This is a genomic window from Campylobacter sp. IFREMER_LSEM_CL1846 (assembly GCF_025772105.1).
Lineage (GTDB): Bacteria > Campylobacterota > Campylobacteria > Campylobacterales > Campylobacteraceae > Campylobacter_D > Campylobacter_D lari_D.
In genome coordinates this window covers 34,526-54,720 of sequence record NZ_JAKMRM010000012.1, presented here as the reverse complement: position 1 = coordinate 54,720, position 20,195 = coordinate 34,526, and the positions used below count along the sequence as shown (strand labels likewise).

At 25.1% G+C, this 20,195-nt stretch carries 19 protein-coding genes and 1 pseudogene; 12 read left to right on the top strand and 8 right to left on the bottom strand.

Annotated features, from left to right (window positions below):
* The 5 genes from L8W40_RS06495 to L8W40_RS06475 all read left to right on the top strand — a co-directional run.
* Positions 1-654, top strand: a 654-nt coding sequence (locus tag L8W40_RS06495) for a hypothetical protein (protein ID WP_263664983.1), incomplete at its 5' end; no start/stop codon positions are given.
* Positions 635-1,126, top strand: coding sequence for a hypothetical protein (locus L8W40_RS06490; protein WP_263664981.1), 492 nt, complete (start codon positions 635-637; stop codon positions 1,124-1,126). The genes L8W40_RS06495 and L8W40_RS06490, both read left to right, overlap by 20 nt.
* A gap of 144 nt (positions 1,127-1,270) precedes the next feature.
* Positions 1,271-1,558, top strand: a complete 288-nt coding sequence (locus tag L8W40_RS06485) for a hypothetical protein (RefSeq protein WP_263664979.1) — start codon at positions 1,271-1,273, stop codon at positions 1,556-1,558.
* Between the two features lie 324 nt (positions 1,559-1,882).
* Positions 1,883-2,461: an N-terminal phage integrase SAM-like domain-containing protein gene (locus L8W40_RS06480; protein WP_263664978.1), complete on the top strand. Its 579-nt coding sequence runs from the start codon at positions 1,883-1,885 to the stop codon at positions 2,459-2,461.
* Positions 2,430-3,014 carry a site-specific integrase gene (locus L8W40_RS06475; RefSeq protein ID WP_318529486.1) on the top strand — a complete coding sequence of 195 codons (585 nt, stop codon included), beginning with the start codon at positions 2,430-2,432 and terminating at the stop codon, positions 3,012-3,014. The genes L8W40_RS06480 and L8W40_RS06475 overlap by 32 nt, the downstream gene beginning before the upstream one ends.
* 45 nt (positions 3,015-3,059) lie before the next feature.
* On the opposite strand, the gene L8W40_RS06470 is transcribed toward L8W40_RS06475, so the two are convergent.
* Positions 3,060-3,338: a helix-turn-helix domain-containing protein gene (locus L8W40_RS06470; protein WP_167333027.1), complete on the bottom strand. Its 279-nt coding sequence runs from the start codon at positions 3,336-3,338 to the stop codon at positions 3,060-3,062.
* A 9-nt stretch (positions 3,339-3,347) separates the two neighbouring features.
* Positions 3,348-4,244: an AAA family ATPase gene (locus L8W40_RS06465; RefSeq protein WP_263664976.1), complete on the bottom strand. Its 897-nt coding sequence runs from the start codon at positions 4,242-4,244 to the stop codon at positions 3,348-3,350.
* Between the two features lie 131 nt (positions 4,245-4,375).
* On the opposite strand from L8W40_RS06465, the gene L8W40_RS06460 reads away from it, so the two are divergent.
* The 3 genes from L8W40_RS06460 (at position 4,376) to L8W40_RS06450 (ending at position 6,077) form a co-directional block, all read left to right on the top strand.
* Entirely contained in the window at positions 4,376-5,065 is a 690-nt protein-coding gene (locus tag L8W40_RS06460) for a helix-turn-helix domain-containing protein (protein ID WP_263664975.1), read from the top strand.
* Positions 5,066-5,335: 270 nt separating this feature from the next.
* On the top strand, positions 5,336-5,581 hold the full coding sequence (locus tag L8W40_RS06455; RefSeq protein WP_263664973.1) for a hypothetical protein: 246 nt from the start codon (positions 5,336-5,338) through the stop codon (positions 5,579-5,581).
* Positions 5,574-6,077 (top strand): hypothetical protein, encoded by a 504-nt coding sequence (locus L8W40_RS06450; RefSeq protein ID WP_263664972.1) that lies wholly within the window; start codon positions 5,574-5,576, stop codon positions 6,075-6,077. Before L8W40_RS06455 ends, L8W40_RS06450 begins: the two co-directional genes overlap by 8 nt.
* Positions 6,078-6,267: 190 nt before the next feature.
* Here L8W40_RS06450 and L8W40_RS06445 read toward each other — a convergent pair whose 3' ends face one another.
* Together L8W40_RS06445 and L8W40_RS06440 are read right to left on the bottom strand one after the other, a co-directional pair.
* Positions 6,268-8,661, bottom strand: a complete 2,394-nt coding sequence (locus tag L8W40_RS06445; RefSeq protein ID WP_263664971.1) for a hypothetical protein — start codon at positions 8,659-8,661, stop codon at positions 6,268-6,270.
* 77 nt (positions 8,662-8,738) lie between these two features.
* Positions 8,739-9,899 carry a hypothetical protein gene (locus L8W40_RS06440; protein ID WP_263664970.1) on the bottom strand — a complete coding sequence of 387 codons (1,161 nt, stop codon included), beginning with the start codon at positions 9,897-9,899 and terminating at the stop codon, positions 8,739-8,741.
* Between the two features lie 382 nt (positions 9,900-10,281).
* Between L8W40_RS06440 and L8W40_RS06435 the strand changes: the two genes are divergently transcribed.
* Positions 10,282-10,617, top strand: coding sequence for a hypothetical protein (locus L8W40_RS06435; RefSeq protein ID WP_263664968.1), 336 nt, complete (start codon positions 10,282-10,284; stop codon positions 10,615-10,617).
* A gap of 196 nt (positions 10,618-10,813) precedes the next feature.
* The gene (locus L8W40_RS06430) at positions 10,814-10,981 is read left to right on the top strand and encodes a hypothetical protein (protein ID WP_158336971.1); all 168 of its coding nucleotides are present in this window, start codon (positions 10,814-10,816) and stop codon (positions 10,979-10,981) included.
* A gap of 75 nt (positions 10,982-11,056) precedes the next feature.
* On the opposite strand, the gene L8W40_RS06425 is transcribed toward L8W40_RS06430, so the two are convergent.
* Positions 11,057-11,494, bottom strand: coding sequence for a hypothetical protein (locus L8W40_RS06425; RefSeq protein ID WP_263664964.1), 438 nt, complete (start codon positions 11,492-11,494; stop codon positions 11,057-11,059).
* Between the two features lie 99 nt (positions 11,495-11,593).
* Positions 11,594-11,932 (bottom strand): annotated as a pseudogene (locus L8W40_RS06420) (recombinase RecT); the annotation flags it as partial.
* Positions 11,933-12,837: 905 nt separating this feature from the next.
* Here L8W40_RS06420 and L8W40_RS06415 point away from each other — a divergent pair.
* A complete protein-coding gene (locus L8W40_RS06415) occupies positions 12,838-13,041 on the top strand; it encodes a hypothetical protein (RefSeq protein WP_263664963.1) in 204 nt (67 codons plus the stop codon).
* A gap of 84 nt (positions 13,042-13,125) precedes the next feature.
* Here the strand turns inward: L8W40_RS06415 and L8W40_RS06410 are convergent, their stop codons facing one another.
* Both L8W40_RS06410 and L8W40_RS06405 read right to left on the bottom strand, forming a co-directional pair.
* Positions 13,126-13,725 (bottom strand): RloB domain-containing protein, encoded by a 600-nt coding sequence (locus L8W40_RS06410; RefSeq protein ID WP_263664961.1) that lies wholly within the window; start codon positions 13,723-13,725, stop codon positions 13,126-13,128.
* The gene (locus L8W40_RS06405; protein WP_220523503.1) at positions 13,718-14,860 is read right to left on the bottom strand and encodes an AAA family ATPase; all 1,143 of its coding nucleotides are present in this window, start codon (positions 14,858-14,860) and stop codon (positions 13,718-13,720) included. Before L8W40_RS06405 ends, L8W40_RS06410 begins: the two co-directional genes overlap by 8 nt.
* A gap of 557 nt (positions 14,861-15,417) precedes the next feature.
* Here L8W40_RS06405 and L8W40_RS06400 point away from each other — a divergent pair.
* A complete protein-coding gene (locus L8W40_RS06400; RefSeq protein ID WP_263664959.1) occupies positions 15,418-20,190 on the top strand; it encodes a type ISP restriction/modification enzyme in 4,773 nt (1,590 codons plus the stop codon).
* Positions 20,191-20,195: the final 5 nt, after the last annotated feature.

The following is a 20,195-nucleotide window of genomic DNA, read 5'->3' as shown; positions in this document are numbered from 1 at the left end:
AGTGTGAAAGAAATTAGTGAAGATAATAAAGAATTTCATATTTTTGTAAAAGGTGGTAAGCCTAATGAAAAAATAACATGGAATATAAAAGGGTCTGGAATTTTAAATTATAAATATGAAAAATTTAATAGTAATGGTGAAGCCTCTGCAAGTGGATTTTCAAAATTAAGTTTAGATCAAGATTTTAATGCTATAGATATTGAGTGCAAAATGAATGAATATGTAAATATCAGTACAAAGATTAAAATTAAAACTTTACCGGAAAAAATAATTCTTATCGGAAATGCAACAAGGTTTTTAGGATTTTATTTTGATGAACACTTTGCTCGTTTAAATAAATTATTTTGTCCAGTTTCGTGTGGTCGTGCGGATTTCATATTTTCAGGATTTCCTACGAAAATGTTAGGAAAGAAAATTCTAGTTAAGTCAAGTAATCCAAAAATAGGATTTACGGAAAGACATTTTATTTTACATCGTTTGTCAACAGCAGGAGAAAAATATTACGATATTGAAAATAATGTTATAAATTTTGATCCAATTGGTTTTCGAGTAAATGATTATTCAATTCCAAATGGGCTATATGATTTTACTTTAAAATACAATGATCAAGAAATAAAATTTAAGATTGAAAAAAATGTTTGGATTCACGATTGAATTTAATGGTGTTACAGATTATTTAAAAAATAAATCTTTGTTTAAATTTACTTATATAGATAGAACTGGAGAAAAAGAATTTACTTCTGAGGAAATTAATATATTTCAATATACTCCAAAGCTATTTGTTTATCGTTCGATTATAAAATATTACGATACGGATTATATGACTTTGGATTATGGAAAAAAAGGATCTAAAGTTAAATGGGTAGTTTCTGGTCCTGTGAAGATTGTGCAAAAGGATGATCATTTTATTTCAGCTGAAGGAATAAGAGGCTATGCAGTATTAAAACTAAAGGGATTAATTCCAAATGGTGAAGATATTCGTGTTTATGCTGCAGCCATGGGCCATACTTATAGTACGATTATAAAATATGTTGAAAGATTGCCTCATGTAATGTTGTATCCTAAATATGAAAATTATTGTAGAGTATCAAATTCATCTTTAATTTTAAAAGATAAGGAAAGATAATGGTATCTAGAATAGGAGATTTTAATTTTGTTATTCTCAACTCATTTAAAGCAAATTATTTTTTTAGGTTTATTGGTAAAACAGTATTTTTTATTTTGAAAAGTAATAATATACCATGGATTTATTTTTTCATTTTACAATTTTATGCAATTTCTATCTCTGTTAGCTCAGCTTTCAGAGGTAGATATTAAAGCTCTTATAGAATATAAAGATTTATTATTGAAAGCATTGTCATCTTTAAATGAATCAAAAACATTTGATACAAAAGAATGTACACAACTTGTTAATATTCTTGAAGAAACTTTTTTAGATAAACTCCAAATAGGAGAAAGCAAAAAGAAAGAAATTTGCAAAAATATCAAAAATACTAAAAAATCATTGGAAAATGTTTTTTTGAAAATCAAGCTACAATGCAAAACTAATAAGAAATAATAAAACTAAAATACAATAAATATAAAATAATAATTAAATGGTGCCCGAGGTCGGACTCGAACCGACACAAGGTTGCCCTTACCAGATTTTGAGTCTAATGCGTTTTGTTATCATTTTTTATCAAAGTATTGAAAAATAGGCGTTTTATTGTTTAAGTTTATCTTAAAAATAGTATTATTTTATACCATTTTGAGAAAAAAACCGCTACCAAAACCGCTACCACTAAAATCCATTTGAGATACTATTTTTAGTATATTTTTAATTTTATATTATGTAAAAAATAATAAAATTTTCTGCGTAAATTAAAAGCAAAAAAGGAATATCTTGAAAAATCTAGTAAAAATAAAAGAATATAAGGGTATATATTTTATAGACAAAGATAAGAAATTAGAGGATATAAAAGAAATTAGTTTAGTAGAATTGCAAAGAAGATTAACTATACCATACGAATTAGCTATAAGATATTATGAAGGGAAAAAATCAAGTTATGAGATATTTCCTATTTTAAATAACACCCAGACCCTTAAAAAGAATTGTGAGTTAATTGCCTTGCAAAGAATTAATGGAAAATTTGCAAAGAAATTTAAAATTAAAGAACCTAAACTAAATGAAGTGTTTGAAGAATGGATTAGTATGCGAAAAAATACTATTTCTAAAAAACATTATGAGGTAACCATATTTTCATATAATGCACATATAAAAGATATTATAGGTAACATCAAAATAAAACAAGTCAAATTAAAAGATATGCAAAATATTGTTAATAAAATGATTGATCAAGGCAAATCTCCAAGAACAACAAAAACAATAAAAGATATACTTTCTCCAGTATTTGAATTTGCTATTAAAAATGATTATATAGAAAAAAAATATAGCAAGAGAAATAGAGATACAAAAATTTGATAACAAAAGATATTTTACTATTGATGATGAGGATAGAAATGCTCTTTATAAAGCTATTATAAATTATGAAAATTTAACGATACGAGCTATGTTTATATTTCTTTTACATGGAAGAAGAAAAAGTGAAGTTCTTACATTAAAATGGGACAATATTGACTTTGCTAATAAAATTTATTTTTTACCTTCAAGCCAAAACAAATCAAGGAAAAACTTACAATTTCCGTTAAGTTCTTTACAAATAGAAGCTTTAAAAAGCATTGGAGTAAAAAATAAAGGATATATTTTTATTAAAGAAGATGGAAACCCTTATAAAGATATAAGATGGCATTGGGATAAAATAAATCAAAAATTAAAAACTCCTATTAGATTACATGACTTAAGACATTTAATAGGATATATAGGTATTAATATGGGTATATCTTTAGAAGCTATTGGAGAAACATTAGGACATTCAAGCATAGGAGTTACAAAAAGATATGCAAATATTAAAAATGAAACTATTAATAATACTCTAAATGCTATTTTTAGTAATTTTAAAACTGAAAAACACTAATTTACAATGGTTTTTTAGGTTTTTCGGTTTTTTGGTTAAGTGTGATTAAAATTTTAAACTATTTTTAGAGCTATTAAGTTTTAAATATTCATCAAGATCATCTTTTTTAAAAACAAGTTTTTTGCCAATTTTACAAAAAGGAACTTTTCCTAAATTACAATCCTTGTAAAGTTTTGAAGTGCTTATTTTTAAATAATTTGAAGCCTGTTGTACATTTAAATTTTCATCAGTTTTATTCTTGATTAATTCATTTTCTTTTAAAATCTTTTTAAAAATATCTTCAAGATCACTAGCTTTGCAAATTACTATATTATCCATATCCATTATTTTTCCTCAAATCGAATTGTTATCAAAACGATCTTTGAGCATGCACCATTTTCCTTTTTTTGCATATTCTTGCAAAAGTTTTCTTGCCTTTTCACGACCAACATATCTTTTGCAATTTCTTAAGACCAATTTAATCAATTCACTTTGATTAATTTTGCCCATTTTTAAAATTTCCAATGTTGTCTTAATAAATTCTAATTCATAGCAACTAAGTTCTGCTTCATTAAATTCAACCTCTTCTATTATTCTTAAATTTTTAACCCTAAAAGCTCTATTTTTAAAAAGAGGGTACCGTCCCATTTTCTCATACATTAGTAAAATAGACTCTTTTTCTTCACTATAAACACATCTAATAGTATAATCAGAATAATCTATAATTTGCTGAGAGTCAGCAAAAACTCCATTTTTGTTCAAATGATGTATAAAAAGCACAGAACCTCCATTTTTTCTAATAATTTTTTCTCTTGCAAACAAATAATTAGGATCTATAAATTTTCCAATTTTTCTTGCTATAGAGTTTAAAGAATCAACAACTATAAATACCTTAAAAGTATCTTGCATACTCAAAATCTCATCGTATATTTTTTCAAGATAAATATATTTTTCATTACAACAAGTAAGATCAGCTACATAAAAACGATTTTCATACAGATCAAGCATTTCCTTAAAACCGTATTTTTTGAGATTTGTAATACCCATATCCGCATTAATATAAAATACTCTGGTATGGTTATTTTTTTCTAAAATTATTTTACACAAGTATAAAGAAATAGTTGTTTTTCCACTACCGCTAGCACCATATAAAACACCTATAGACTCGCTAGGTATAGTAGAATTTAGCAACCACTCATCCTCATTTGAACTAAAATCACTTTTTTGTATAAATATTGTATTTAATAACATCATGTCTCTTTTATAATTTATTATGATATAATATATCATATTTTATTATTAAATTTCAATTAAGTGATAAAAAGATAATTTATATCATATTAAGTAATATTATTTTACAATTATAAAAAAGGAGTTATAAAGTGTTTGGAGAAAATCTAAAAAAGATAAGAAAAGCAAGCGGTTTAACTCAATTAGAACTATCAAAAATGCTAAATACAACACAAAGAACAATTAGTCTTTGGGAAACAGGAAATTTTGAGCCACCGCTTAATACAATTTTGCTTTTATGTGATATTTTTAAAGTTACCCCAAATGATCTATTACTAGAGGGGTGCTATGATGATGATAATGAATATCTTGCACATCATATTGTAAGATTATCAAAAGAACTTAATTACAGAACTTATACAAAAAGATTATTTAATCACATTTTACGTAGACTAGAGTTAGAAAAACTTACATCACATCTGCAAAAATTTAAAGGTGATTCTTTTGCTAGAAAATTAGCTCATTCTTGGACTGGGAAAGGTGAAAGAATGCTCTTGGTTTTTTATTATTTTATTGAATATTTAGAAAAACATAATATTAACGAAAACAATATTGATAAAAATCTTTTTTTGAAACTCTTAAATGATTTTAATCTATCTAAAGATAATACAAATACCATTCATTGTTTTATTTTAAAAGAAAAAGATAAGAGAAATCTTATAGAATGGGTTGAAAAAGAAATGCAAGAATTTGAAATAAAAGTTTTAGTAGCTATGTTAAAAGATGAAATTAAGACACTGATTAAAAAAGAAATAAATATGCTGAATAAATTACTAGTGTAGTATATTTTCAGCCAATATTAAACATCCTGCTTTAATTTTAAATTATGCTTCTCAATATGGAGCAGGTAGTAATGCAGGAGAAACTTTAAAAGTACTATAAATATTAGATATTTAAATATATTAATATCTAATCCATTTTGCAATTTAACTTATTAATTTTAACTTTAAAATTAATATTAGTAAGATAAACCCTGATTTTTACTTGACAATTGTTAAAACATTTATCAAAAATTGTGTATAATAGTATTTAAAAATACCAAAGGAATAATCATGGAAAATCGTTTCGAAATAAAAAGAGAAGTGGATAATGCCTTTGATAAAGTTTTTAATGGTAACGACAGAATCAATGAAGGTTACACTGACAATCATTGCAATAAGGCTACACTTGATTATTTTGTTGGGTTGTTTGATCAAGATAAAAAATCACTAGAAAGACAAGAAAAAATATTAAAAAAAATAGAAGAAGAAGATTTTAGTGATATTGAAAAAAACATTGAGAGCATTTTAAATGGCTGATAATATTAGTAAAATTGGAGAAGTGGCGAATACTGAATACAATAGAAAAGCTATTGCTGGTATGATACTTGAATTTCATAATGTTTGTGCAAAAAAGGGTGTATCGATTCCTAGTGATTATAGGCAGCAGTGCATAGAGGAAATTATTATTTTTTATGACAAGTATTTAGAAACTCATAAACAAAAACTTTTAGATATTGATTATTATAAAATTATTTCTTGGTACGCTGTAATTGTTGCTAAAAAAATGCTTAATTTTTACAAAGAAAAAGAAATTAAAAATAATAGTTGGTTTAAGGTTATTGATTTTGCTGTTTGGAGAATGCTTGAAGAATTAGAAGATAATGAAAAACGAACAATAGATAAAGCTTATAAAAATAAAATTATTGCAATGACTGCTTGTGAATTAACAAATCAAGGGGAGTTTGGTATAGGAAAAAATGGATTATATATGCTAATGCTTATAGCTAGAATAGTCCAACCTATCAATTCATAATCTAATTAAAATTTTAAAAAAACCAAAAAAGTATTCTAAAATTCGTAAATTTATATAAATTCAATAAACTTGTACAAAATTAATCTATCGAAAACTTTCTTGATAAAAGCTAATAATTCTATTTGAATAATAAGAAAAAAATAATTGCATAGATAGATTATATAAAAAACAATAAAGGATAGATTAATTTTTATGCAAGCTGTATAATTTTTTTATATTCATCTTCAAAAATGGCTTTTCTTGTGCATTGATTAGACTTTTTCAAGAAACATTCGAAAAGATTGATAAAAAATTTATCACGAAAAAATATTGCATATTTATTATACTTTTCTGCTTCTTGTTTTTCTTTTTCACCTATTTCGTCTACTTTTTCACATGTTATTTTCGGAAGTCCTAATCCTTCTTGAATAAATCCATCTTTAATTTGAGAATCCTCAAGATACTCATCAATAATTTTCAGAATTTTTGATGATAACGAAGTGGCTTCGTGACTGTTAATAAATTGCCAAAGTAAATCTCCTATAATATATTTCAAATATAAAATCTTATCATCTGGTTGTGTTTTGGTGGCATAGTTAATTACCTCTTCAATCCATTTTTTCATTTCATCTGTATTCAATATAGGCTGATTTGTTATTGGATTTAAAAAAGAAAAAAATTTTAAAAAATAAAAGAGATTTTCTTCGTAAGCTTTTTTTGATTTGCTATCAAGTTTTTGCATATCATTATTATTTGGAAAAATCAAATCGATAAATGAGTGCGGATTTTGAAGCATATATCTTAAAGAAAATATGCAATTAAAATTTCTTAGCTGTAAAAATTTCCATTCTATGTTAAACATAATAAATAGGTTTAAATCTACTTCTTGTAATTTTTTGATTATTTCTCCATAGTAATATCTTTCTTCATCTCCATTACATTTTTTTGGATCAACTTGCAACATTGCATTAGTTATATCTTCTATGTTGATTTTTATTTTATCAAAAGAAATCCACATTGATAATGAGACTCCTAAAAATAACAAAGCCTTTTCTGGCATATTAAAAGATAATAATGTATAAAAAATTGAGGAAATTAAATCAGAATCTTGTTCAACATATATAGTAAAATTTTCCCAATAATGTTTTTGTTCATCGAGATTTTGTTCTTTTAAAATTTTTAATTTTGTATTGTCGGGTTTGCTAATTTTAAATAACTCTATTCTTTGTTGTGCTGTGATAGATTTTAGTTTAATATTGTCTTGTAAAATCTTATCAATATTATGTAAAAAGAAGCCTCTTGCGCATAATTGTTTATTTTTTGTATTAGAAACAAGCCATTTAAACATTGTAGACTCAAATTTCAAATAATTAATTTCATATATAATTTCACCAATTTTTCCACATACTATAGAACTTGATTCTCTAATTAAAATAAATATATATCTTACCCCTGCTTGCTGACATATATTTTTTATTGCTTGTAAACGCTGAGTGTGCAAGTGCTCTGAATTCTCTTTTCCATGATATTGAAAAAGATGTAGATTTTCATAAAGTGGATTGTTAAAACAAATACTTTCCACAAGCTTTTGCATTTTAGTTATACACTCACGGGATACCGGCCAATTATAATTTTTAATATTTTCAATTTGCTCAGTAATTTTCTGTTTGATTTCAAATTTCTTTTTGTTATTCGCATTTTTTAAAAAGGTTTCTAATTTATCCACAAAATCCGATTGATATTTAGTGTTAATTTTTGTTAATATGGATATGCAATAAAAACTTTTTTCAAGATTATTGGTATTTTTCAATATAAGTTGAGTTGCTGCTTCTATGTATTCTGAATATTCATTTGAAATATTTTTGGAATTAAATTCAAATCCATTGTGCCAATTACGGTGTTTAGGATATGAATGTCCTATTTGTACTTCATAGTTCGACGGCAGGATTCCACAAAGTATATTCCATATAACTTCACTATTGTTTGTATAAAAATTTTCTAGCAAAGCAATTCTTTTATTATGCGGAGTATTGGTATTATGAATCCATCCGGTAAATAAAGTTTGAAGTGTGATTAAGCATTCTTTCTTGCAAAAATCATTTTTTCCTAATTCAAATAGCACTTTTACAACTTCTGTAAAATAATTATGATCCCAAGCAATAATTTTAAGTGTGTAAAAAAGATATTGCGAATCATCAAACAAAAAAGTATCTTTTTCAAAAAACCGCTTTAATAATTCTCGCTCTTTTTTATTTTTTACCAAAAGTTTAAATTGGTTAATAATTCCTCTTGGACTAGCTTCTGCTAATAAACCTAAAACATCTTTTAAGTTAAAAATAGACTCTACTATATTATTTTTATCAATAATATCTTCTATTGTTTTATCTATTTTATGTTGATTATTTGGATTATCCACGGCAAGAATAACCAAAGTATCAGCAAGTTCTTTTCGTAAAAAACGTGAATGTGTAAAAGTAAAATTGGAAATAGACGCTTGTTTTTCTTTGAATGTTTTATCTTTTTCCAAAAAAACATTTTTTATATTTTCTAGAAATAAATCATCAATTGTGTAATTATAAAAATAATTTATGATTAATTTTTTCAAAAGAATTTTGTGATAGTGTAAACCTGCTATTTCCAAGAGATTAGTAATTTTTATATTTTCAATATGTTTTTTTAAATCTATATATTTTTTTCAGAAATTGCTTCTAAAAAATTCACATCTCCTGTGTACGAAGTATCCCAAGAACCAGCTAAAAATAAGGGAAGATATGAGTGCAAATCATTTTTTATTATTTTTTCAAGTTTAATCAGGATATTGTTATCAATGGGTTTTAATTTTGGATGTATGGCTATAAAATCGAGATTTCCAAAAGTATCTTTATTAATTTTATTTGCCTCCAATGTTGAAAATCCCATTTTTTCTAAAACTCGTGTTTTATCTTGCTTGGTAAGATATATATCATTGTGTTCTTTTGTTATTTCTTTGTTATTTCTTGAAATGCGAACTACAAGATGTTTGCTTGTGGCATATCCAATATTATTTGGCTCAAATCCCTCATAAAATAAAATCAATCCGTTATAAACTTCCACAATGTTATCCCAAACATCTTGTGATTGAATAATTAGGGTTCTATCTGTATAATCGGTATTTTTTTCTATTATACTTAAAGAAAAAATTAATCCCTCTGATTCTATAGGTGCAATAATATTTATAAGCCCATTTTTATTTTTAAGAGAATTTATAAATGCAAATTGTTCGTTTTCTCTATTACACAAAACCAACTCATCTTTTAGTTCGACTTGTGTTTGCTTTCTCCAATCTTCTAATCTTGCTGAAATAAGTTTAATGTTTTGTGGTGGCAACTTACCGATTTCTTGTGCTAAATGTAGAGCAATACTTGGATGGTCTTCTAGCCAAGCTTCATAGTCAACAGAATTTAGTGCTTTAACTTCTTTCCATTTATGTTCATCTGTATATTTTTTACAAAAAATATCTTTTTTTGTCCATGCTCTAAAAGTGCCAAATATAAAAGTAATATTTGGGTCTGAATTATGTAGCCGTTTTTTATAGTCTTTTTCTGCTTTTGAGCTAATCTTTTGATCTGTACCAAATTCCCAAATAGATTTTCCAATGGGGATTATTCTGTGGCGATCTTTGGTTTTTATAAATCCATCATAGCCAGGGTTGCTAATACTGCTTCCTTTAGGAAGATAAATTTGTTCTAATTCTACACTTGCCTTAATTAGTTTATAAGTAAGATTTGGTAGTAGTTCTTGAGCTCTTCTAGGATTTGTATTGCAAAAATTCTCCAAATCTTTAGCGGTAATATTCCATTTCAAATTTCAACCTTATTTTATTATAGATTTATGCAAAAAAATATAAATTTATAATAAGTTGTTTGTTAAAAAGCAACTTATTTCTAGTCTATTATATTTTATTATTGTTTATTGTAATAAATACTTAGATAATTATAACTTTAAATAATGTAAAGTCTTAAATATTTTATCTGTTTTTATAAAATATTTATATTATAATTAGATTATAAAATGTAATTAGAATTTTTTATACAGATTAAAGAATAAAAAGATAAGTAATCATCAATTTAAGTGGTAATATTATAGATTCTTATGAAAAAAAGTCCAAAGAAGCATACCTTACCAAATTTTAATTAAAATATTGTAATTGCTTAGTAAAATTAAATAATAGAAAAAGGAAAACACTATGGAAAAATTATCCCAAGAAGAAATACAAAAAGCTATGAGAGAATGTGTAGTAGGTTCTTATACTTATGATCCAGCTAATCCTAATGGCTATTTTCAAGATTTATTTGATGTAGAAAATGAAGTTTTTGCTAAAGATTATGAGTTTATAGAAAAATGTGGTTTAGATGATATGGTAAAACACAAAGAAAGCGGTTGTGTTTTTAAAGTTTTTTACAAACAAGATCACAAAGTTAGGCTTCTTAGAGTTAGCAATATGCAAGCAATGAATAGTTTTGAAAGCTATAGGGGTATAATGGCAAAAATAATAGGTTTTAAGCCAGAAGATCAAGAGTGATAAAAGCAAACGGTTTTTAAGAAGTTTAGTGAATTTTTAGAAGAACATCATATTTTTCCTATAAATTCTAATATAGGAAAAGAGATATCTAAAAATTTTTATCTCATCTAATGATAATATAGCAAATATAGCACTTATTACAAAAGAATCTAATAATAAAATCAATAATAAAAATCCAAGCACATATATAAAAGAGTTGCTAAATAAAAAAATACAAGATAATCAACAAGAACAATTTTTTAAAGATTTGGAAACACATTTTATAACAAAAGATATGGTTAAATATTTATTAAATGATGATTTTGAGAATTTTATTATTAGTCGAACAGCTTTAATTTATGATTATATGAAAAACATTACTTAAATTCATAGGATAACTATGTTATCCTAACTATAAAATTGTATATCAACAAGATATAGTAAAAACTTTAAATAATTTTTATTTTAAGTTTTCTAACATAAAATTCATCATAATCCAAACGCTTGAAAGTATAGTTACTGTAGTTGCTACTGCAGTGCCTAAAAGCCAATAAAGTGCTTTTTGCTTAGCGCTAGAAATTTGTTCTGAGAATTCAGTTTTAACTTCAGCTATTTTGGTGTTAATAATTCCTTCTAGTCTTGCAACTTCAGAATAAATTAAACTTTCCAATCTTTTAATCTCTGATTGAAATAAATCTTTACTTACAAGCTCTTGTCTTATTTCTTCTATAGCTTGATTTTTAAGATTTTCAAAATTCAATCTTTGAGTAGTTGCTCTATCATTAACAACTTCTTCAAAAGCTTTAATTAATTTTTGTGATTGTTCAGGATTAGAAAAAATACTTTCTAATAAAGCTTTAAAACTTTCATTAAGTATATACTCTTTTTGCTGAGCCATAATATTTCCTTGCATATTTAATCTTTTGTTATTATAACACAATTTGTGATAGGCTATTTATTCTATATATCAAGCTTTTGTATTTAACTTATATTAAGACTAGATTGTAGGCATTTCCAATGTTTTTTGCACATATTCACTATATGCAACTTCAACTATAAAAGGTTTGTTTGTATCAGTTCTATAAACTTCACAAATTGCAACCAAATCTTGAGTGTATTGCCATTGATTATTCACTAATTTTGGATAGTTTTTAATCTCACTATAAGAACGAATACCACCAAATTTTCCACTTTTATGAGCAATAGCTAAAAAGCCATCTCTACCCACTAAAGGTTCTATTTTTTCAACCCACATTTCTTTACCTTTTTTTGTAACTTTTGCCCTATGAGGAACAAAAAATACTTGGCGTAAGAAAGGATCTAGACCATATTTAGTTGCAACACTAAGGTAATAATTTTATTTCTGTTTTATTACTCCCAACTTATAGAGTGTGTTAAAAGCTAAAGACTAACTTTTTCTTTCATTAATGTATTTATCGTTAAAATAATGAGCTACTAAAACCAATGTGCCAAAAATAAGAGTGATAGCACCGATTAAAATAGCTATATTATAACCATCCATTCTCTCTCATTTTCTTTCAAAAAAAGATCATTCTTTAAGAAAGATCGATGATAGTGCAACTATCGCTCATTTGCAAACCATAAAGACTATTTACAAATAATCCTACGCCAATAGATTCCATGAATCTTAAGATTGTTTCGCAGGTATTTTTATAAATAATACTTTTTAAAATTTTTATTTATATTATTATCTAGCAATAAAAAATAAAAGCTAAAAGATATAAACATGCTTCTATTATAAAATATCAAAATCAATTATTTTTTATTATTATCGATTTTTTTATCTTTATCAAAGTCATAAAATGTCACAAATATAGCAACTGCTATTGCAAAGGCTAATACAATATATTGTCCCATTTTATTTCCTTTTTTTGTTATAAAAATTATTAAATTAATATATTATCCAATCAATTTTAAAAATACAATATTATTTTTTTTAATTATAATATTTCCAAAGATCTAGCTTTTATCAACTTTGTGTTATATCCATAGTTGCTTTGTTGATATTTTTGATATTTGCGAAATCTACAAATTTCTACTAAGAATAGTTTAAACAATATGTTTACAAAAAAAATTATTTATAAGTTATAAAGTCTATTTTTGATATATTCTTTATATTATTAGCTTAGGATTTTTAATGGGTGCAAGTGAAATTACTTTTGAAATTATCTTAGAAAAATTAAAATAAGCAAAATTAAATAATAAAACAAAAGGATAGATGTGTTTAAAAACGAAGAATATATAAAGCAGAGAAAAGCATTATGGATAAAAAGTTTTGAAGCTTTTAAAGATGATGAAGAATTTCACAAAGAACAGTTAGAACTTGCCAAAGCAGGAATAAATGATGGATTTGAGGAAGATCAATTATATAAATTAAACCAAAATTGTAAAAAAGACAAAACAAACTTACTTATAAATATTTAAATTGTTTTAGCTAAAAAAACCAATTTCAGATATTATTGATTAATCTGTATATAATCACAATATAAAAAAAGAAGCAGAGTTTTTTTAAATACCATTATATTGTTCTAATAATTTTCTAAAATAATATAGATTACTTTGAGTTAGATTATTTAGTGAATTTTTATCAATCTCACGCTGATCATTGCAAAAAACAGCGATATTACAAAAATACTTTTCAGCATTTTCTATACATCCATCTTTATTTAATATTTGAGAATATAAATCGTTAGTAGATGATTTAAAATTCTTACTATCGCTATATCCTAATTTTTTATAAAAATTTGTTTTGTTATTTTTACTATTATCTACAAAATGAAATCTAAGCCAATCTTCAAAATCATCAAGAGTAAGAAATAAATGTATATCTTTTGACTTTTTTATATGTTTTATAAGTTTTTCTAAAATTTTTAACTCATTAGTATCACTTTTTGCTCTATCTAGATCCATTACAATAATAAGTTTATCAATATAAGGTGCTTTTTCTATTTTATAAAGAATGTTTTTATATGAATTATTATTTTTTAAATTTTTTACATCTATTTTAACATTATCATAATTTAGATATTTAAAAAGGGAATTAAAATAATCTTCTTCTGTTTTACCTTCACACCAAATCTGTATACTGGGTTTTGTTTTTTTATTCATCATAAAGCCCTTTTAAATAATCAATATATGCTTTTTTCTTTTCGCTTCTAATATCATAATCGTAGTAAGTTCTTATCTTACTCTCTAGGTATTGATCTTTTTGAATTAAAAATATTTGTTGTGAATTTAAAAAACTAACATCAAATAATAAAACATTATGAGATGAAACAATTAATTGTCCATTATGGTTTTCCTCTGTATTAATAAGATTGTTAAATATAAGTATTAGCGCCAAAGTGCTTATTGAAGAATCTAATTCATCAATAAAAACAATTTTTCCTTCCTTGATAATTTGGGTTATTTTATCTGCAAAATATACTATTTTTTTAATACCTTCTGATTCTATTTGATAATTAAATTTCTTTCCATTGCGAACAAAAAAGATTTCGTATATATTCTTTCCATCTTTTTCATACTTTTTAAACTCAAAATCTTTTATAGTTTTATCTAGCAATTGAAAAATTTCCAAAATACTTTCTTTGTGTTCTAAAAAATATTTCTTTTTATTTTCTTCAAATTCAAAATTATATTTTTTTGAATAATTACTATTCATATAAACTTCAATATTGTTTATAAGATTTACAAATATTTCTTTTTGCTCTATTTCAAAATCTTTTAATAAGTAAAATATATTTTCACTAAGATTTCTTGAAAAAAATGACTCTAATAGCTTATTATCTTCTTTACTGTAAATATTAAAAATAGCCTTATCATTCTCAAATTCATATATAATTTTATTATTTTTCAAAAAAGATTCTTTTAGGATATATTTTTTATCAAACTCTATCGAATATGTAAAAATATCTTTATTGTTATTAGATAACTCAATACTTAATTTTATAGAATTTGAATTTTCATTAAAGGCATTGTCTGTTAAATGCTCTCTTAGGGTATGAGAAAAGCCATATTTAATTATATTTAGTAAAATTTTTACGCCTATAAAAAAGTTAGTTTTTCCGCTAGTATTCTTTCCAAAAAAAACTGCTGATTTCATAGGTTTCCCAGCTTGTGATAAATTAAAATTATACTCATATTTTGTATTTTTTAACTTACTTTTTGGCTTTGCTGTAAAATCAACAATTTGTGTTTCTATTCCAAAAGAATATAGACCAGATATTTCTATTTTTCTTAACATAATGTTTTCCTTTTGTATTATTATAAAGCATTGATAGTTAATATAAACATAAAATATGTTTATATTTAAAAATATATAGTTTTAAAGTCTGTTTTGATATTTTTTATAATATTCACTAAAGAATTAAAGCTATAAAAATGAATTAATAAAAATACATTCTTAATCAAGGTAAAAAATAAACAACTTAGCAAATTTCAATATTGCACTTCATAGGCATATAAAATATTCGTATAAAACTAAATCCACAAAAATATATTTGCTCTTAATGATTTAAATGAAACATTCAATAAATATATTTTGAAATATTGTTAAGAATAAAATAAGTTATTATGAAGCCCTTTGAAATTAATATAATAATTATGGCTTCAAAGAAAACTAAAGCATAAAACTGTATAAGAAGATATCTCTATAAAGAAAACACTACTGATCTAATAAGTTTTCTAGTAGGTATAATATCCATTTATAATTACACAAAATAAAAATACAAAACTTTTATATTTATAAGTTACAAAGTTAATTTTTGATATATTCTTTATATTATTAGCTTAGGAGTTTTAATGAGTGCAAACGAAACTACTTTTGAAATCATCTTAGAAAAATTAAAAAAAGCAAATTTAAACACTAGATCGAAGGGATCTATGTTTGAAAAACTTTCAAAACATCTTTTAAAAGAAAAAGATACAGCAAATTTTTATAAAAATATTTATCTTTGGGATGAATGGGATAAAAAAGATGGACAAGATTGTGGTATAGATTTGATCATTCAAACAAACGATGATGACTATATAGCCGTGCAATGCAAATTTTATGAAAGCTCAAAAGTAGATTTAAAAGACTTAAGCACTTATTTTACTAAATTACAAAGTGGAGTGGGAGAAATTAAATTTAGCAAAGGCATCATCATAAGCATTAGCGATCTCACTCAAAACGCTAAAAAAGAAATAGAGCAAATTTCAAAAAACATACCTGTAGAATTGATAACTTTAGAAGATTTTTTAAACTCAAATATCAGTTGGGATAAATTTGATCCAAATAATTCTTTAGAATTACCAATTATTGCAAAGAAAAAACCAAGAGAACACCAAATACAAGCTATAAATAATACAAAAGAATATTTTGCAAACAAAAACAACACAAGAGGCAAGCTCATCATGGCTTGTGGCACTGGAAAAACATTTACTTCTTTAAAAATTATAGAAGAAATTACCCATAAAAATTCAATCGTTTTGTTTTTAGCACCTAGCATAGCCTTAGTCGGACAAACATTTAGAGAATATTGTAAAGAAAAAACAGATGATTTTATCGCATCTATTGTATGTTCAGATAGCAAATCAGGCAAAAACATTGAAGATGATATAGATATATTAGAATTACCTATTCCTGCTTCTACTGATACACAAAGCATTAAAAAAGCTTACGATATAGCTAAAAAAGACAACAAAAGATTTATCATCTTTTCTACTTATCAAAGTGTTGAAAAAATCATGCAAGCTCAAAAACAAAACGATCTTGATGAGATTAATCTAATCATTTGCGATGAAGCTCACAGAAGTGTAGGAAATTTATATTCAGGTAAGGAAAAAGATAAACTAAATACTTTTACTCTATGCCATAGTGATGAAAACATCAAAGCCAAAAAAAGAATTTACATGAGTGCTACTCCAAAGATTTATTCTAGTTCTCAAAAAAGCAAAGCTTTGGAAAGTGATAATGAAGTATTTTCTATGGATGATGAAGAAATTTTTGGAGATGAAATTTATAGTATTAATTTTAGAGAAGCAGTTGAAAAAGGCTTACTTACCGATTATAAAGTTATTATTTTAGCTATCAAACAAGAAGGTATTGCAAACATAGCAAATACAGCCATAGCAAAATTAAAAGATGAAAAAAATGTAGATGAAAAATATGTAGATATAGACTTTGTATCTAAAATCATAGGTACGCATAAAGGTTTAGCAAGAAATGATTTAGTTGCTCTTGATGAAAATAACCAAATAGATAATGACTTTTTAGAAGAAATGGATAGTAATATTTCAAGAAGAGTTATAAATTTTTGCAAAAGCATAAGAGATTCTAAAAATATAACCAATTCTTTTAAAATTATTATGCAATGCTATGATGAAGCATTAAAAAAAGATTCTTTTAAAAATCTTGATATAAACATAGATCATGTTGATGGAACTATGAACTCCAATATAAGATTAAACAAACTAAATAATCTCAACTCTCCAAAAGAAAATACTTGTAATATACTAAGCAATGCAAGATGTTTAAGTGAAGGTGTGGATGTACCTGCTTTAGATAGTGTAGTATTTTTTGATGGAAGAAATTCTATGGTAGATATAATCCAATCAGTAGGTAGAGTAATGAGAAAAGCTCCAAATAAAAAAACAGGTTATATCATACTGCCTTTAGCATTAAGCGAGAATGAGCTTTCAAATTTAGATGAGGCTATAAAAAATACCAATTTTTTAAATATATGGAATATTTTAAAAGCTCTAAGAAGTCACGATGATACCTTAGTAGATGAGGCTGTATTTAAAGAAAAGATCAAAATAGCTGTGGCTGATTATGTGGCAGATGAAAGCTCAAATAATACAGATAAAAACTATGAGCCAAGCTTGTTTGATAGCTTTACCTTAAGCGAACTTGCAAACACGATGTATAATGCCATACCAACTAAGCTTGGCGATAAAGGTTACTGGCAAAGCTTTAGTGCAAAAACAGCTAAAATAGTAGAAAAATTAAATATAAGATTAAATGCTATCTTTAAAGATCATCCTGAAATTTTAGAAGAATTTTTAACTTCCTTAAAAGAAAATATTCACCCAAACATCAAAGAAGATGAAGCCATAGATATGATATGTTCTCACATTATAACTAAACCTATATTTGATGTTTTATTTGATAAAAATATGGATGATAATCCTATAGGAAAAGCTCTTGATGAAGTAAATCAAAAGTTAAATACCTTTGGTTTAGATGATGAAGAAACAAGATCTTTAAAAGCCTTTTATAAAAACGTAGAAGAAAATGTAAAATTAGCAAAAAGTCAAAAAAGCAAACAAGAACTCATTAAAAACTTATACGATACCTTCTTTAGATCGGCTTTTAAAAAACAAGCTGAAAAATTAGGCATAGTTTATACTCCTATACAAGTGGTTGATTTTATACTTCATTCTGTTAATGAGCTTTTAAAAAGACATTTTAATACAGATTTTAACGATGAAAATGTAAAAATCTTTGATCCATTCACTGGAACTGGAAGTTTTATCACAAGATTGTTAAGTAAAGAAAATGACTTAATTAGCGATGAAAATTTCAAAAACAAATACGAAAAAGCAATTTTTGCTCAAGATATAATCTTGCTTGCTTATTATATAGCGCTTATTAACATTACTCAAACTGGTAGTGAAAGGATAAATACTTTAGATAAATTTAAAAATATAGCCTTAGCTGATAGTCTTGATTATCTAGATAAAAAAACACAAGATAATGGCTTATTTGCTTTAGAATTTAAAGATTTAGAAGAAAATAAAAAGATCAAAGATTTAATAGCCAATGAAAAAATAAAAGTTATCATAGGTAATCCTCCTTATTCAGCTGGAGCAAGTAGTGCAAATGATAATAATGCAAACATTTCTCACCCAAATTTAGAAAAACGCGTCAAAGACACTTATGGCAAAGAATCAAGTGCAAATTTAGCTAAAAATACTAGAGATACACTAATCCAAGCTTTGCGTATGGCAAGCGATAAAATAAAAGATAATGGCATTATAGGCTTTGTAGTAAATGGAGGCTTTATAGATGCAACAAGCGCTGATGGCTTTAGAAAATGCGTAGCTAAAGAATTTAGTGATATTTATATTTTAAATTTAAGAGGAAATCAAAGAACTTCAGGTGAAACTTCAAGAAAAGAAGGTGGAAAAATATTTGATAGTGGCTCAAGAGCAAGTGTAGCCATAGTATTTTTTATAAAAGATACAAATGCTAAAACAAATAAAATTCACTATTATGATATAGGAGATTATCTAGATAGACAAACTAAGCTTGATAAGCTAGAAAATTTTAAAAGTGTATCAAATGTGCCTTTTATAAATATAATCCCAAATGAAAAAGGCGATTGGATCAATCAAAGAGGAGAGGACTTTGATAATTTAATGCCTTTAAAAAGCGATAAAAATGAATATGGAATTTTTGCTATAAATGCCACAGGTATAGCAACAAATCGTGATAGCTGGGCTTATAATTTTTCTAAAGAAAAGCTTGGATATTCTATGCAAAAATGCATAGCTACTTATAATGAAGACTTAGCTAAATTTGATCACCAAGCATTTTTAGAAAAAAATAAAAATATTAAAAAATCAGAACTTTATAAAGAGTTAAGTGATAAAGATATAACCATAGATGAAACTAAAATTTCTTGGACTGCCGGATTAAAACAAAATTTTATAAATAATGAAAAAATTAAAGAATTCAATCAAGAAAATATAAGAATTAGTTTTTATCGTCCCTTTACTAAAGAATATCTTTACTGGGAAAAAACTTGGAATGAAAGACAATCTCAATTTTCAAAATTATTCCCTAAAAATACAGATGAGAATTTGTTGATTTTAACAAGCTTAATGGCGACTAAAGATTTTTCATCTTTTATAGTAAATTCCATAGCAGATTTACAAACTTTAGCTAATACTCAAGCTTTTCCGCTTTATTTTTATCAAGAAAATGGAAGTAAAGAATACGCTATAAGTGATTTTGCTTTAGATGAATTTAAAAAACAATTACAAGATGAAACTATAAATAAAGAAGATATATTTTATTATATTTATGCGATTTTAAATCACAAAGGCTATTTAGAAAAATACAAATTTGAACTTTCAAAAGAAGCCCCAAGAGTACCTATAAGTAAAGATTTTAAAAGCTTAAGCATTTTGGGTAAAAAGCTAGCCGCTTTACATTTAAACTATGAAAATAATGAAATGTTTAAAGAAGTAGAATTTAAAGATGGAGTTTTGGCTGATACAGACAATGATGAGTTTTATAAAGTCACTAAGATGAAAAAACTAGGAAATGATATTTTTTATAATCACAATATCACTATAAAAAATATACCAAATATTGCTTATGAGTATAAAATCAATGGCAAAAGTGCGATTGATTGGATTATCGATCGCTATCAAATAAGCATAGATAAAAAAAGTTTGATAGAAAATAATCCAAATGATTATCAAGGTAGTAAATATATCTATGAACTTCTTTTAAAAATCATTAATTTATCTATAAAAAGCGTTGATTTAATAAATGAGATTAGTAAAATGGAGTGTGAGTGAAAATA

What these genes read in the sequence shown, in the direction of transcription:
- L8W40_RS06435 (WP_263664968.1), top strand. Translation starts at nt 10,282, where the DNA reads ATGGAAAAATTATCCCAAGAAGAAATACAAAAAGCTATGAGAGAATGT.
- L8W40_RS06425 (WP_263664964.1), bottom strand. Translation starts at nt 11,494, where the DNA reads ATGGCTCAGCAAAAAGAGTATATACTTAATGAAAGTTTTAAAGCTTTA.
- L8W40_RS06405 (WP_220523503.1), bottom strand. Translation starts at nt 14,860, where the DNA reads ATGTTAAGAAAAATAGAAATATCTGGTCTATATTCTTTTGGAATAGAA.
- L8W40_RS06465 (WP_263664976.1), bottom strand. Translation starts at nt 4,244, where the DNA reads ATGTTATTAAATACAATATTTATACAAAAAAGTGATTTTAGTTCAAAT.
- L8W40_RS06400 (WP_263664959.1), top strand. Translation starts at nt 15,418, where the DNA reads ATGAGTGCAAACGAAACTACTTTTGAAATCATCTTAGAAAAATTAAAA.
- L8W40_RS06410 (WP_263664961.1), bottom strand. Translation starts at nt 13,725, where the DNA reads ATGAATAAAAAAACAAAACCCAGTATACAGATTTGGTGTGAAGGTAAA.
- L8W40_RS06490 (WP_263664981.1), top strand. Translation starts at nt 635, where the DNA reads ATGTTTGGATTCACGATTGAATTTAATGGTGTTACAGATTATTTAAAA.
- L8W40_RS06455 (WP_263664973.1), top strand. Translation starts at nt 5,336, where the DNA reads ATGGAAAATCGTTTCGAAATAAAAAGAGAAGTGGATAATGCCTTTGAT.
- L8W40_RS06485 (WP_263664979.1), top strand. Translation starts at nt 1,271, where the DNA reads ATGCAATTTCTATCTCTGTTAGCTCAGCTTTCAGAGGTAGATATTAAA.
- L8W40_RS06470 (WP_167333027.1), bottom strand. Translation starts at nt 3,338, where the DNA reads ATGGATATGGATAATATAGTAATTTGCAAAGCTAGTGATCTTGAAGAT.
- L8W40_RS06450 (WP_263664972.1), top strand. Translation starts at nt 5,574, where the DNA reads ATGGCTGATAATATTAGTAAAATTGGAGAAGTGGCGAATACTGAATAC.